Origin of the sequence: Thermomonospora umbrina, assembly GCF_003386555.1 — a bacterium.
GTDB classification, from domain to species: domain Bacteria; phylum Actinomycetota; class Actinomycetes; order Streptosporangiales; family Streptosporangiaceae; genus Thermomonospora; species Thermomonospora umbrina.
The window spans coordinates 6656631-6670131 of the sequence record NZ_QTTT01000001.1 but is presented as its reverse complement, the minus strand read 5'-3'; the positions used below and the strand labels follow the sequence as shown (position 1 = coordinate 6670131).

Annotated in this window: 14 protein-coding genes; 7 read left to right on the top strand and 7 right to left on the bottom strand. The window is 67.9% G+C overall.

Annotated elements, in window-relative coordinates; all coding sequences use genetic code 11:
- Nucleotides 1-286: 286 nt before the first annotated feature.
- Nucleotides 287-1159, bottom strand: a complete 873-nt coding sequence (locus tag DFJ69_RS30095; protein WP_116020890.1) for a hypothetical protein — start codon at nt 1157-1159, stop codon at nt 287-289.
- Between the two features lie 557 nt (nt 1160-1716).
- Between DFJ69_RS30095 and DFJ69_RS36560 the strand changes: the two genes are divergently transcribed.
- Nucleotides 1717-2172 (top strand): transposase, encoded by a 456-nt coding sequence (locus DFJ69_RS36560; protein ID WP_211328853.1) that lies wholly within the window; start codon nt 1717-1719, stop codon nt 2170-2172.
- A gap of 867 nt (nt 2173-3039) precedes the next feature.
- Nucleotides 3040-4062 (top strand): hypothetical protein, encoded by a 1023-nt coding sequence (locus DFJ69_RS30085; protein ID WP_147312487.1) that lies wholly within the window; start codon nt 3040-3042, stop codon nt 4060-4062.
- A 679-nt stretch (nt 4063-4741) separates the two neighbouring features.
- On the opposite strand, the gene DFJ69_RS30080 is transcribed toward DFJ69_RS30085, so the two are convergent.
- A complete protein-coding gene (locus DFJ69_RS30080; protein WP_211328852.1) occupies nt 4742-5647 on the bottom strand; it encodes an ATP-grasp domain-containing protein in 906 nt (301 codons plus the stop codon).
- Nucleotides 5648-6116: 469 nt separating this feature from the next.
- Here DFJ69_RS30080 and DFJ69_RS36555 point away from each other — a divergent pair, with 469 nt between their 5' ends.
- The 4 genes from DFJ69_RS36555 to DFJ69_RS30060 all read left to right on the top strand — a co-directional run bounded on the left by DFJ69_RS36555 (nt 6117) and on the right by DFJ69_RS30060 (nt 8578).
- On the top strand, nt 6117-6431 hold the full coding sequence (locus tag DFJ69_RS36555; protein WP_211328851.1) for a hypothetical protein: 315 nt from the start codon (nt 6117-6119) through the stop codon (nt 6429-6431).
- A gap of 479 nt (nt 6432-6910) precedes the next feature.
- A complete protein-coding gene (locus DFJ69_RS30070) occupies nt 6911-7147 on the top strand; it encodes a hypothetical protein (protein WP_116025711.1) in 237 nt (78 codons plus the stop codon).
- Nucleotides 7148-7788: 641 nt separating this feature from the next.
- Complete coding sequence (locus tag DFJ69_RS30065; protein WP_116025710.1) at nt 7789-8064, top strand: hypothetical protein; 276 nt, start codon at nt 7789-7791, stop codon at nt 8062-8064.
- A gap of 115 nt (nt 8065-8179) precedes the next feature.
- Nucleotides 8180-8578, top strand: coding sequence for a hypothetical protein (locus tag DFJ69_RS30060; protein ID WP_116025709.1), 399 nt, complete (start codon nt 8180-8182; stop codon nt 8576-8578).
- 319 nt (nt 8579-8897) lie between these two features.
- Here DFJ69_RS30060 and DFJ69_RS30055 read toward each other — a convergent pair whose 3' ends face one another.
- Both DFJ69_RS30055 and DFJ69_RS30050 read right to left on the bottom strand, forming a co-directional pair.
- Entirely contained in the window at nt 8898-9479 is a 582-nt protein-coding gene (locus tag DFJ69_RS30055) for a hypothetical protein (protein ID WP_116025708.1), read from the bottom strand.
- A gap of 354 nt (nt 9480-9833) precedes the next feature.
- Nucleotides 9834-10076 carry a hypothetical protein gene (locus tag DFJ69_RS30050; RefSeq protein WP_116025707.1) on the bottom strand — a complete coding sequence of 81 codons (243 nt, stop codon included), beginning with the start codon at nt 10074-10076 and terminating at the stop codon, nt 9834-9836.
- Nucleotides 10077-10527: 451 nt separating this feature from the next.
- Here DFJ69_RS30050 and DFJ69_RS30045 point away from each other — a divergent pair, with 451 nt between their 5' ends.
- Nucleotides 10528-11847: a NucA/NucB deoxyribonuclease domain-containing protein gene (locus DFJ69_RS30045; protein ID WP_170177850.1), complete on the top strand. Its 1320-nt coding sequence runs from the start codon at nt 10528-10530 to the stop codon at nt 11845-11847.
- Between the two features lie 37 nt (nt 11848-11884).
- Here DFJ69_RS30045 and DFJ69_RS30040 read toward each other — a convergent pair whose 3' ends face one another.
- The 3 genes from DFJ69_RS30040 to DFJ69_RS30030 form a co-directional block, all read right to left on the bottom strand.
- A complete protein-coding gene (locus tag DFJ69_RS30040; protein ID WP_116025705.1) occupies nt 11885-12370 on the bottom strand; it encodes a hypothetical protein in 486 nt (161 codons plus the stop codon).
- 335 nt (nt 12371-12705) lie between these two features.
- The gene (locus DFJ69_RS30035; RefSeq protein ID WP_245974638.1) at nt 12706-12948 is read right to left on the bottom strand and encodes a hypothetical protein; all 243 of its coding nucleotides are present in this window, start codon (nt 12946-12948) and stop codon (nt 12706-12708) included.
- A 102-nt stretch (nt 12949-13050) separates the two neighbouring features.
- Nucleotides 13051-13428, bottom strand: a complete 378-nt coding sequence (locus tag DFJ69_RS30030; protein ID WP_116025704.1) for a hypothetical protein — start codon at nt 13426-13428, stop codon at nt 13051-13053.
- Between the last annotated feature and the right edge of the window lie 73 nt (nt 13429-13501).

The window sequence follows — 13501 nt, the reverse complement described above, 5'->3', positions numbered from 1 at the left end:
CCACGTCCCCGGTGCAGTCCAGAACGGTGACGGCCCCTTCACGCGGGGTCGCCCGTGAGGCGACGCATTCCTGCACGGTGACCGTGCGGCCCTCGCCGAACAGGAAGGTGACCAGCAGCAGGCCGGGGAACACTCGCAATGGAGGGAGCAGCCCATCAGCCGTGGGCGGCTCCCGCAGCGACGCCTTCTACGCCAGGGCCGGTCGCCCAAAGTTGTCGCGCGCCCGGTTCGGCGGAGGCGCGTGGTCGCCGAGCGCGGTGTTCGAGTGGCCCATGGCGATGGTGAGTCATTCCCGGGAGCGGTGGATGCGGTGGATGCGCCACCGTCGTCGACGGGGTGGTGCGGGGACTTCTTTGGCCCCCTGGTCCGGAGCGGGGAGCGCCCATGCGTTGATGGCCGTCACGGCGTCGTCCGGGGCCGGGCTCTTGAGCAGCAGCGCGGTGAACGGTGCGGGGGCCGGCGACAAGTAGCGTTTGCGTTGGTCGATGGGCTCGTTGGCGGTCAGGTCCCATAGCCAGCCGCCCGTGAGTCCGGTGCGGAGCCGATCGACCGTGACGGGACTCCGCAGGATGACGAGGAGGAAGGGGCCCTTCTGCTCGTACGGGCTGAGACACGCGGCGTCAACGTCGGCCTCCGCTTTACGGCGTGCCCCCTCGACCGTTGGTCGGGGAATCCTGCAATCCCGGGTGAACAGTCGCGGATCGCGGATGACCATGGCGTCCTGGGTGAGCCAGGCCCGCGGCGGGCGGCGCAGGGCCCGCAACGCCTGGACGCCCGCACCGGCCATGAGCGCGGTGACGATCGCGGCTGCCAGGGCCGGGCCGAACAGTTCGGGGGTGGCGGGCAGGCGCAACACGATCATCCCGGTCACGATCGATGCCCCCGCCAGGGCCGCCGAGGTCAGGACGAGCATGATGGCCGGGGTCCGTGCCGAGCGCTCCAACGTGATGGTGACGGCGTCCGCGGGCTCGTTCTCGAAGCGGGCGCGGCTCGTCAGCGGGGCTCCGAGCCGGCGGCGTGTCGCCCAGACGCAGGCGGCCACTGAGCCCGCCCCGACGGCGAGTCCCCACAGCAGCGGGGCGAGCACGTTGAAGACTCCCGGCGTCGCTCCGGGCGGATACACGGTGCCGTTGAAGTCCCCGATGTCGACGGCGCGCAAAGCGAGACCGGGCGGTGGCGCATCGTTCCGGGGAGTGGAACCGCCCCACTTGACGTGGTCGCGCACAGTGGTTCCGCCGGCCGGCGTGAAACGGCCTTCCCAGCGGCACCTGCCCTTGCCGCACACGTTTCTCAGCTCGGACAGCGCGCCATGAGTGCCGTCACCGCGCGCCGCCCGCAGGTTCGCGCCAAGGTCGTGGACGGACCATCCCACCAACCACCAGGTCATTCCCAAACCCAGGAGACCGATCACGAGATACCGGCCCGTGGTGCTCCGATCACCCACCGGCTTCGGACCTCTGGACCGACGCCGCCACGAATCCAGCAACCCGAACGTGCGCATGCCCTCAGGGTCGCACGCAAATTGCCTGACCTCTGGGCTTTAATGAGGTTTATACCGAGACGCGTGAGCGTCGAAGACTTCCCGGCCGAGTGAATCATCAAGGAGTGAGTCGAGAGCGCGTGATATCCACGCTCGACTCAGTAGGCCCGACGGTCGGGTGCGCATAGGTTCAGGGCATTTTGGGGGTGAGCGGCGCTTACGAAGGGTGTTCGCCCATGAGGGCCATCGGACTCGCGCTCGTCTTGATGCTGGCGTTCATCGCGTTGCCCCGCACAGGAGTCGCCCGATCTGGTCCGTGTCGACTCGGGTCTGCTGCGCGGGGTCGCCAACGAGCACCATCGGGCGTCGCATCGAGTGGGCCCTGCACAGAACTCGCCGCACTCATCGGTCAGCTCGAAGCCGCCTGCGCCGCCGAGCAGAACCTGGCCAATGCCGTCGAAGAAGCCTTCCGCCTGCATCCCGACGCCGAGATCATCGCAAGCTTTCCCGGGGTCGGCCCTCTGGTTGGTGCCCGCCTCCTGGCCGAGGTCGGCGACGACCGGACTCGCTTCGCCGACGCCCGCGGCCTCAAAGCCTACGCCGGGTCAGCGCCGGTCACCCGCGCCGGCGGACGCTCCCAGCACATCATGAACCGCAAGGTGAAGAACGACCGCCTGGCCGCAGCCGCTTGACACCACAACGTGCTCGGATGTCTGGGGACACGTTCGGAACCGGAGGGCCGGATCGCCCCGAGGCCCACTCCGCACCGCGTCCACCCTCCACCCTCACGCTGGTTACGCAGAGCCACCTTTCATCTGGTCGCGCGGACCCGAGTGGGGGTCTGCGCGTCTGTGTCGGGGGACGCGTTCGCGAGGTATGGCCGACATCGGACAAAGAGGGCTCAATGAGGCGTAAGACGCAGTGGCGCGGTCATATGCGGGCTGGGATTGAGGTGAAACGTGCACCATCCTCGGGTCCAGGGAGATCGACCATGAGCCTTTTGTCGCGTGTCTCGTCCGTGTCCGTCGTCGTTCTCGCCGCCACCGGTGTCCTTGCCGTTCCCGCGTCCGCGGTCGCCGAGCCGTGTGTGACATGGACGTAATCGGACTACGCCGCGGGCCTGTGGCGGGGCGCCGGCCGGTGCGACACCGGGAAATACGTGGTGAAGGTTCACTGCCATGACATCTTGACCGGCACGATTAATTTTAGAACCGGCCGGACGCGGTTCCCGACCAAGGCTCCTGGGATCGCCCACACCTACTGCGCCCAGAACGGCATCGCCCAGCAGGCATGGATCGTCCCGGTCACCTGAATCGAGGTCGAGGATCTTCGGGCAGCGCGCATCACCGATAAATGATCTAGGTTGAATCAAAAGGTGTTCCAGTGTTGGGGGCGGCGGTGGCTTTCTGGCGTTCGAGAAAGAGCAAGGAGAGAGGTGCCGAGGAGACTGCTCGGGCGGCCCCGGGGACGGTGGCGCCTTGAAGTCCGGAGACGCCGGACCCCGGACCGTCGCCGTCCACACCTACGATCCGCTAGCCGGCCTGCCAGGCACGGAACCGTTGAAGACCCTGGCTGAGGGCGCCCCGCTCACCGCCGTCGACCAGGCAGGAGACGCCCTGCGGGACGCGCTGGCGTCGGCCGGCGGAGCGGGCTGGGAGACGGCGGCCCGGGCGGCCGCGGTGTTCGGGCGGATCCAGTCCGAGGTGGGTGACGCGGACTTGGCGGTCGTCGCGCTCGACTTCGCCGGCCGCCTCTACAACGACAACTCCCCTTCGATGGGCCGCGGGCGGGAGGCGCTTATCGGTCTTTCGACGCTGGTCGACTCCATCGGCCGGGCGATGCTGATCCACCACCGGGACGGCCGCCGAGACCTCGCGGGCGAGGCGTATGACGTGGGACGCGAGTTCGCGGAGTTCCTCGGCCGCAACGGGCATGCCGCCCCCGGTTCGCAACTGCTCGGCCGTCGTGCCGCGATCCTCAACACCACCGGCGGCTCGACCGAGGGCATCTACAGCCCGGAACTGCTGGCGCGCATGAACCCGAGCGACACCCTGCGCGAGGGCACCTGGGCCGCCGCCGTCCTGAACGCCACCGGCCCGCACACCCTCCGCCAAGCGGTGGCCGCGACGGACACCTCCCGCCGACCGTGGGCACGCGCCCTGCTGAACGTCATCGAGGTGAACCCGTCGGCCAAGACCGCCCCCCGCTGCCCCACCGAACGCGGCTCCGCCCTGATCCACCTGCCGACCGCCGCCCAGGCCGTCGCCGGCGGACTCGACGCCACCAGGCCCCACCCGAACGACCCGCGACTGCGCGGCTGGCGGCTCCTGGGCCGCGAGATCCACAGCTGCTACGCCGTCGCCTCCAGCTCCGGTGAACTCCGCCACCGGCTCTCGGAGCACGCCGAACCCTGGGGCGACCTGCTCCTCGCCCTCGGCCGCGCCGCCCGCCGCACGGGCGACGGCCCGGGTGCCGCGGACTGCGCCGGCTGGCTGCGGGGCGTCCTGACGCAGGCGGGTCCGCCGGCCCAGATGCACCGCTGGGGTGAAAGGCTGCGGGCCGGGGCGGAGGAGCTGGGCTGACGCCGGGCCGTTCCGGCCGCCGGCGAGGCGTGCGCCTCGGCCACCCACCCACCATGACATCCCAACAGGTCGTTTCGCGCGTCCCGCCGACGTCGGCTCCAAGTGCGCCACCGACAACCAGGAACACTCCTGGTCACCCACGACCTCGCCCAATGGCTCCTGGAACGCCTCCCCAAGTGGCAGCACCGGCAACAACCGCCTAGAACCACGCCGAGCCGGCTCGCAGGGATCGACCACCAACGCACCGAAACCCTGTGAGCCGGCTGGACCTCACCACCATGATCGAGCAGAAGGCGGCGAACAGGTCTGCATCGACGATCACCCACCCTCGCCCTGCTGCCCGTACGACACGCGGTCGAGGACCTCGCGGAATCAACGGCCCGAGCCATCACACCTGGCGTTCCGTCAGTAGAGTCCCGGAACCGCCTTCAGCGCCCCAGCTCCGCCGCGGACTCCTCGATGGCCTGGATGGGTTCTCCAGGTCGCGGCACATCCGGGCCTGGGCGGCGATGACGAAGGCGTCCCCGACGTCGGCTCGGCGTCACCACGGGGGCCGCACAGGCGCAGTGGACCGTCCGGCCGGGGACGTGGACGACCGCTTGGCCGTGGTCGAGCCGCAGCGCGCTCGGCAGCGCGCCGCCGCCCGCGTTCAGGTGATCGCCCCCACGGTGAGGAACGGTCAGAGCATGTCCAGGTGTGCCTGTACGTAGGGGACGGCGACGGTTTCCAGGGCCTGGAGCGTGCCGAAGGCCGGGTGGACGTTGACTTCGAAGACGACGCCGCCGTTCTCGACGGCGAGGTCGACCCCGCCGAACCGGAGCCCCAGGGATTTGGTGGCGGCGATCGCCGGCTGGTAGATGTCGGGAGAGAGGTCGTCGATGTCCAGCAGGGTGGAGACGGCGCCCCGGCTTTCGTTGCAGGGTGCGTCGGGGTCGGGCTGCACGTGCTCGCATGCCCTGATGACGTGGTCGTCCAGCACGACCACGCGGAACTGGTGGCGCCGCCCGTCCCGGTTGAAGTTGCCGGCGTCGCGGGCGATCAACCAGTTCAGCCCGGATGCGGCGTAATGGCGCGCCGCGTCGCGCAGTTGGGTGTCGGTGCGTATGTGGAAGACGTCGTCGCCGCCCATGCCGACGGTCGGCCGCGCCCAGACGTCGCGGCCGAGCCGGCCGAAGGCGGCGATGGTCTGTTCCTCGGTCGGTCCGGACAGCGTGATGCTCTCCATGTGCGGGACGCCGTCCAGGGTGAACCGCTCGGCGGTGCGGTCCTTCTCGGTGGCCGTCCGCCACGCGTCCGCGTCAAGGCCCAGCGAGACCGTCCCGTGCTGGTGCAGCAGGTGTTGGAAGTCCTCGAAGCGGCGACGTTCGGCCGGCGGTATCTCATAGATGATCACCGCTGCCGGGTTCACGACGGGCACCTCGCCCGGCGCCTGGAGCCGGAGCGTTCCGCGTTCGGCGCCCACCCGGCCTTGTCCCCCGGTCATGAAGTGCCGTGCGTCGAGCAGCACGGGCGGGTGGCTGGTGAGCCTCCGCACCGCGGTCGCCAGAACGTCCCGGCTGCCCTCCATCGAACCGTGGTCGGTCATCAGCACAACCTGGGGTGCGCCCAAATCGGATCCTCTTTCTCAGTGCCTACATCGCGGGGGTCGCGGAAAATTCCCCATAAGGGCATCGTCGAGCCACTTCGCGGCGGACACCGCAGTAATGGTTCTGGCCGGCGGAGAGCGCCGGGCCGTGTACTGGCCGCTCTGTCCGGAACCGGAGAACAGAACACGACACTATGTGAGTTTTAGCTTACTGCCTGTCCTACGCTGCCGCGCGTGGTCCCTCACCGACCCATCCCGCCACCGTCCACCTCGTCCAGATGAACGTGATCGCAGCGAAGTGGCTTCATCACCACAACGGGAAAGTGGCCGGGATCTCGCCCAGGTCGGTGAACTCGATGCCGCCCGTCGTCAAGCGTGCCCACGTCCCTGCCGGGCCGACTCTCAGCGAGGTGCCGAACCCTCGCGAAGGCCGGCGTCGGCCATGAATGTGACGGCACCCCGTTCAGCCATGCCCTGCAAACCCTCGGCGCTCGCGGTGAACGGCACGCAGTCGGTGGCCGAGCCGCGATTGTTGCTGCTCGGTTACGGTGACTGGATCGGCCCGGGGTCTGCGACGCTGATCGGTGCGGGCCGCGACGCTCGCGACACCGTGGCCGCCATCACCCGGATGCTCTCCAACGGGCGGGGACCTGACCGCTGCTGGGTACAACCCGCGCAGCACTATTGGCTGTCAGCGATCAGCAGGCAGGAGCTCCGTGATCAGTCCCTCGATGCGGTGGCGGATGTCGTCGCGGCTCGACTCGCCGGAAGGTACGACGCCTGACCCCAGATGCCGGCCAGGAGGACGAACCCGACGACGTCCACCCCCCAAGACCGCATGGCGCGGCGGCGAGGCGATCCGAGCCTTCCCGGCGAGCGATCGCAGCTCCACGGTGACCGCCGCCGACAGAGCCCTTCTCCCGGAGCCGAGAGGGCGTTCGCGAAGACGACCACGCATCCGCCGCAGCGCGGCCGTCGACCTTCATCACCGCCGCCTTGGACGACACCGTGATCATGGGTCCGGCCGATCGACGGGTCGTATCCGGCGGCACGAACAGACAGGCGCTTCCGCATGACCGCCCACCGAGATTCTCAACGGTTCACGACCCGAACGCCACGTCCCGCACCCGAGCGCGCGGGCCCATCCCCCATCGCCGAGCAGCTCCCCCCGCAACTGATCGAGGCCCGAGACGAGCTCACCGGCCGCTTCAACGCCGTCATCGGAATCATCACCGAGCGCACCGACGTACTGGTCGCCACCGCATGGGAGCAGCCGCCCAGCACGCCGCCCGCTGGTACAGGCCGGGCACCGCCTGGGTCACCCTCAACGCGGACACCACGCTGGCCGGCACCGACCCCGACGACGTCGGCCCGACCACCCCGCACGGACGCCTCACCCACCCCGTGCCCGTCGGCGTCCTCGTCCACGAGGCCGGCCGCCCCCACCTCCTGATGGAGCCGACGCTGACCTGGCCGCTCGACAGGCGCGAGTATCCGTGATCGGGGAATCGCGTGCGGCGACGTCGCAGAACACGGGCGCCGTCCCGGGCTCCGACGAGGCGTCTGACATCAACGGACACGACCCGATAGTCGACGGTGGCCTGATCGCGGCCACCACGAGGCCGATGGTGCAGTAGCACGCCGCCGGAGAGATCGTGGTACCCGCGGCGTCGTCCTTGGAGGAAACCGTGACGCGGATTCTGTGCGACGTCTGTGAGCCGGCTCCCGTTCTCTTGTGGTGCTTTCGGTGTTGCTCGGACCGCTCAAGCTTCGTGGCCGTCGATGCGGCCGCGCCGAGTCGAGCTCGGTCCCCTTTCCCGGCTCTCGAGGCTGCGCCACCCTGGCCGTGCCCGCAGCCGGGTTCTCGCTTCGCTCGTCCGGGCCGGCCCAGAGATCTTTCGCTGGCGCGAAACATCTTGGCCCGGCCGGACCACCCGGCATGCGGGCCCGACCGCGGGTGCCGCGGGCGCCTTGAGCCGGGTAGGGGACCGTCGCTGGTCCCCGGCCACCGCGGACGAGCGGCAGGCCGTAGCCGACCCGAGCCTGAGATCGCCCGCAGGGCACATCTTCCACCCCCGCTTGCTGAAGGCAGCCGCAGGTCACTCGACCGGCCGCCCGCAGCCGTTCCCAGGAAAGATCACATGCAAGAGCCCCATCTCACCGAGCAGGCGCTGCTTACCACCCATGACGGTCTCTCGGCCGCGCTGGTCCTCCTCGGCGATTATGACCACCGCGAGGCGCAGATCACCGCCGCCGGCATCGCGTCGCTGACCGTTCGTACCCAAATGATCGTGGCCCGGCTGACCACGCTTGCCGGCGAACTGGCCAGGCGTCGGAGGCAGATGATCCGGGACGCCGCTACGGGGAACGGTCCCGCCGTCGCCGACCTCGTCGCGGCCCACACAGCGGTGGGATAGCTCGACGGCGCCCATGACCGGCTCGGAACCATCGCCGACCACTACGGCAGCGCCCGCAGGCATCTGCGACGCGCCGATCTCCACCCTGCCCCATCGAAGCCGGACGGAGGCGAGGATGCCTCACTATCACGTCACCTGGGAGATCGAGCAATGGGCGGTCGACCCGCACGAGGCCGCGCTGAAGGCCTGGCGATGCCGTAGCGGCCCCGGCTCACTGGCCAACACCTTCATCGTCACCGACCCCGCCACCGGCGCCGCCGTCAAGGTGACCATTCCCGGTGCCGACGATGAGGCACCGGCGGTGGAGCGCCCCCAGCGGTTCACCATGACCGTCCAAGCCGGCGTCACCGTGGACGCCGCCACACCCGAGGAGGCGCGCCGGCTCCTCGACAACGTCGACTTCGAACTCGTTGCGCTGGGCGGCCCCGTCCGTCTCGGTCTCGTGCAGACACCGCTCACCGCCCCTCCCGACTTCACCCCACCGCAGCCCGTCACCGCAGGGTCCGCCACGTGAGTCCTTCCTCGGCACTTCACCTGTCCCGGCGATCGTGACGCCGATCTCGTCGGCGGGCCAGCGTCAGAACCGGCACGCGAGCGCATCCCAACCGCCGGGATCACGCCCGCTCCACCGGCGATCTCGGGTGTTGCGCGGCTGCGGTCGCGGACGTTGCGACGGGACTTGGGACCACTTTCGGGGCGTTAGCGCGGGAACCGGCTCGGCTGGATAGGTCACCGCTTAGGTTCATGAGAAGGCCACCGCAGATCAAGGATCACAACCTCATGATCACAGTGGTGGCCGTCTCACGTCCCGAGCAGCGGCTGAATCGGTGCCACTAGCTTTTGACGCAGTTCCAGGTCCCGTCCTCGGCGCGGCGAGCTTTCAGGTCGGACGTGCCGTATCTCCAGACGCAGGCGGCAGAATAGTCGATCTTGAAGCGGCATAGCCACTTCTTCGCCTTATCGTCGAACCATGCCCCGACGTTGACCACGTTCAGATACTTCTTCTTGCAGTGGTCGGAGATATTGACTATCCCGCCTACTGGTTCCCTCTGGTCGGGTCGAAGGCATTTTGCGCTGTACTTATCATTGGGATTGAAGTCGACAGTGTGCTTGTTTGGCCCGTACTGCCCTTCGCAAGCCTGGCGTAGATCCAAGTCCTGCGCGCATGTCTCGTTCGCATACTTCAGGTCGTAGGATTGGCAGTAGCCGTTCAGGTCCAGGCCAAGGGGTGGTGGCTCGGGTGGCTCCGGGCTCAGGTATTTGGCTCCCACGAAGATCCCGGCGCTGACGAGGGCGATCGGGATCACGCCGTAGATGATGAAGCGTTTGAATGCCTTGGGTGACCGCTGCCACCAATCAATGATGTTCGTCCATGCGCCCACGATCGCACTAACGAGCGGATCGAGCCCGGTCACTCGGCGCCCCCTTGGGCTTGCGGCGCTTGAATTCCCACCCAAGGGCCGTTCTCTACCAGTAGGAGTGAGTCATGATTACCATCTTGCTCTTGTTGCGTCAATGGATATGCCGGAACGGTCTTTTTCTGTCGAGCTGGGGTGGTGATCTTCTTGATCGTGGTAGGTCGAGGAAATGTTTCCCATGTGGAGCGCGTCGACTAAGCCCGTCCAGAGTCCTTGCCGATCTTGAATGGGCGGAGTCTCTACTCCGGGCCGGCCTTGCTCGCCGCCGAACAGGCCACTCGACCAGCACGATCATGCTGTGACAGCCCCAGCGGCGAAGCCCGGCGACCTGTGGTGGTACCGGCGAAAAGCTCAGCGAACGTCTTTTCCTGCTGCACTCAGCGCCTCCAGAACCATCGTCTTCATGCGGGCGGGGAGCCTCACCATCGACTCTCGCGCGGCCATCGGGCTATGCGTGCTCGCCTCGGTGAGGGTGCCCTCGTTCGTCTCCGTCCACCCCTGGAACAGCAGATCGCCCGTCTCCTCGTCCATGAACACGGCGGGGCAGTTACCGCCGTTGGTGCCGGGGTCGATGCACAGGAACCGTAGCGCCATCACGGCCTCCTAGTTCGTGGGTGTGCCCACATGTGGCGCACCCTGGGCATGACCACCGTGCCCCGTTCGCGAGGCCACGGGCAAACGGCTCGATGGATCGACCGGCGCAACGGCGGTGCGGTGAGCCGGATCGCTAGGGGCGGCGGCATGACATGACCCGTAAGCAGGCTCACCTGGACAGGGCGGCGGGGCGCGTGGACTCCACAGCCCGAAGCATCTGGTCGTGAGTGCCGCCGCCGGAACCGCCCCACGCGCAGCCAACGTGGTGCCGAACTGCTCACCCGATGGCTGCGAGCCGGTCAAACGGCCCTGCTCCGTCTGTGTCGATGGGTGCGATCTCCGCCGTCACGATGGCATCGGTCACGTGTCCGAACACGGCCAACCCCGTCCCTTGTCCGAGGTCATGACCAGCCGTTAGCTTACCTGCAAGATGCCAGGAAATGGCGTTTCGGTGAGTGGGGGGATTGGCTGCCTGATGAGAAACAGGTTCGGACAGATCCTGGCGGCGTTCATTGTCGCTCCTGCTTTCGTCGTCGCTCCCCAGGCGGCTGCGGCCTCCACCGGTGGTGGCGTCCGCATGGTCATCGGCGGGATCGACCACCAGGAAGCGGCATCGGACGTCCGCCGTCGACGCACGATCGAACAGATCGACAGCAGTCGCAGGCAGAACGTCGTCACTGTCGACTCCAGCACTATCGGCTCTCGGAATGTCGCTCCGGCGGCACCCACCCCGTTGCAGGCATGCGAGAAGCAGAAGGTCAAGAATGTCAAGAAGGGCCAGGTCAACAGCCGCTTCAACTACTGCAACCACTGGCCCCTGCAATTCGTCTACTACAACTCCCGAGGGGGTAAGATCGGGAGCATAAGCGCGAAGGCCGTTCTCGTCGGGTTCGGCTACATGGGGTCCAGGCGGGTCGACCTGCGGCTACAGATCAAGGACATCGTCAAGCGGGGGAACACCAGCTACGCCCCGGACCCTGATCTTTACTTCCAGGTCTACTGCTTTCCGACGCTGGGGCAGATCGGCGGTTGCGATGACCGCACCAACAGCCATCTCACCGTCAGGCGGAAGATGAGCCAGTGGCGTAAGACGCCGATCGCGGACTTCAGTCTGGCGTCCAAGCCGAATGTCGGTGTCGGCGTCGCCAAGGTCAACGTCGCCGGATGGCAGTTCATCGGCGGATCGAACCGAGTCAACCAGCACACGCGCATCATCAACCAGTCCGTGCGCTTCGATTCGGCGCAGTACAACACCAGAGCCAAGCGCGGCGGCGTCTTCTGGGAAGTCATGCCGCACCTGCTGTACCGCACCGACGACAAGAACGTCAACGAGACGGCGAGTCATATCTGGGTGGCGTGCAACCAGCCCTGGAACACCCATCCGAAGATCAAGCAGAGCAAGGTGATCCCTGGGTGCAGCGCGAACTTCCCGCTACACCGCCTGGTCAACAAGACGCGCCAGAAAAGCAACCGGGGCAAGGCGCGCAGAGTCTGCCAGAACGTGTGGCCCAACTACTCCGCGCGAGGTCTGGACTGCGACGAGTTTCCGTTCGCGTCAACCTATGAGGGGGCCGCGCAGTGCCTCCACGAAAAGACCAAGCCCTGCAACATGTTCTCGGCCAAGGCCATCGACAAGAATGACAACCAAGAGGCCGGCCGCCGTCTTGGACGGTGGTACGACCTCGACAGAATCCTCGACTGGCGCTGGAAGAGTTCGCGGGGTGTGGAGATCCGCGAAGTGTTCGTGATCTGGATTCGGCCCAAACGCTGAGAGCCGCCCACTTGACGGGGCCCCGAGCCGGGCCCCGTCAAACGCGGGGCCAGAACTGGAAGAGATACACTTCGACTCCCTCGGGCCACTCGTCGGCGGCCGAGTCGTCGTCGCTGCCGGAAAGGTCCCGGCTGAGGATATCGGCTATCGCCCGTCGCCCACGGCAGCAAGCCCGAAGGTGATACGTCCCGGTATCGACGGACAGGTCGTCCATTTCCGCAGGCCCGCCAGTCAGCGTGGCCAGTTGCACACTGTCACCGGACACCACGACCGCCAAGTCCGCCGCCGTTTCCCACGACGATGCGTCACGGGCCGGTTCACCGTCCCACATCTGAAGGATGACCTGCGCGTCGTGGTCCTCGCCGGCGCTCTCCACGTACAAGAAGCCCGGCTCCTGTGGACTCGGTTGCCACGGAATCCAGTCCGCGTCCTCGGGCGTCGAGACGGCTTCCACGCCGACGAGCGAGAACAGGTGGCGCTCGACCGTCACAAGACCCTGGACCTCATTAACCAGTGCGACCATGCGTCCCTCAAAAGGCTCGGTACGGGTGGTCCACTCTACGGCCACGGTGGTTCGGTGAGGATGACGGCGGCGAATTGAGCACCGTGAGAGCCACCGGGCCGGGACCCGACCGGCGGACGCGCCACGGAGAGGGCGACTCGGGCGCGACGATCTGTCGGCCCGGCCGGCCCGCACCCGCGTGGTCGACCCTCCAGCCGGGCCCTGGTGAGGCACCACGGGCCCAGAAGACTGAGCCGCCCAGTGGTCCGCGGTTCGGTGATGGTGAAACGCGGAAACCGCCCCGCCCGTCCAGGCGCGGGGAGCGCCTGAACGGGCGGGGCGGTGTGGGATCGGGGTCACTCGGCCGGTCGGGTGAGTCGGTGGGCGGTCGCCGCCGGTACGTACACCGGGGCCTGGCGGGTGAGCCCGGCCGCCAGCAGCCAGCGGCCGAGGGCGGGCCATTGCGTCTCGGCCCATCGTGAGACGGTGTAGTAGGCGAAGGTGATCGTCACGGTGACGATGTCGGTGACCGCGTCGTCGGGCAGGTCGAGGCCGGCGCGGGCCGTCCAGGCGAGGATCGCGCCGACGATCAGAGGCACGAGGGTACGGATCGCTGACGGGACCAAAGGGAGTCCTCTCATGAAGCGGAGCAGAAGCGCGAAGGCCCGGTCGGGGGCGTTCACGACCAGGGGGTTCGTCGACTAGGCGAATTGGCGTGCGGGCTGCGCGCCGAGCAGGATCTCCAGATCGGCGACCCGCTGGGTGAGCGCGGTGAGCGCGGCGGCCAGATCGGTGGTCGTGATCCAGAACCGGTGCCCGGCCCCGGCGTCGGCCCACATCCCCATCAGGTCCGGCGGCCCCTGGAAGCGCGGCAGGAAACCCAGAGGGACGCCCGTTCCGGTGCCGGTCACCACGGCGTCGATCACACGGCCCTCCGCGTCGAGCAGGTCGGTGTAGCGGATGCCGCCGGTCGCGAGGTTCCAGAACGTGATGGTGACGCCCGCCGTCAGGTAGACGACGCCTTGGCTGCCGGTCCCGAACGTCCAGTCGGCCCAGCTCGCGCCGAACCAGTACCGCATCCTCAGGCGGGCCAGACGAGGGCGTCAGCGCTCCCGGACACGACCTTCGCGCCACAGCGGCTTGATGATGGTG

What these genes read in the sequence shown, in the direction of transcription:
- DFJ69_RS30080 (WP_211328852.1), bottom strand. Translation starts at nt 5,647, where the DNA reads ATGACCGACCACGGTTCGATGGAGGGCAGCCGGGACGTTCTGGCGACC.
- DFJ69_RS36555 (WP_211328851.1), top strand. Translation starts at nt 6,117, where the DNA reads ATGCCCTGCAAACCCTCGGCGCTCGCGGTGAACGGCACGCAGTCGGTG.
- DFJ69_RS30050 (WP_116025707.1), bottom strand. Translation starts at nt 10,076, where the DNA reads ATGGCGCTACGGTTCCTGTGCATCGACCCCGGCACCAACGGCGGTAAC.
- DFJ69_RS30060 (WP_116025709.1), top strand. Translation starts at nt 8,180, where the DNA reads ATGCCTCACTATCACGTCACCTGGGAGATCGAGCAATGGGCGGTCGAC.
- DFJ69_RS36560 (WP_211328853.1), top strand. Translation starts at nt 1,717, where the DNA reads ATGAGGGCCATCGGACTCGCGCTCGTCTTGATGCTGGCGTTCATCGCG.
- DFJ69_RS30065 (WP_116025710.1), top strand. Translation starts at nt 7,789, where the DNA reads ATGCAAGAGCCCCATCTCACCGAGCAGGCGCTGCTTACCACCCATGAC.
- DFJ69_RS30070 (WP_116025711.1), top strand. Translation starts at nt 6,911, where the DNA reads ATGGGAGCAGCCGCCCAGCACGCCGCCCGCTGGTACAGGCCGGGCACC.
- DFJ69_RS30040 (WP_116025705.1), bottom strand. Translation starts at nt 12,370, where the DNA reads ATGGTCGCACTGGTTAATGAGGTCCAGGGTCTTGTGACGGTCGAGCGC.
- DFJ69_RS30030 (WP_116025704.1), bottom strand. Translation starts at nt 13,428, where the DNA reads ATGCGGTACTGGTTCGGCGCGAGCTGGGCCGACTGGACGTTCGGGACC.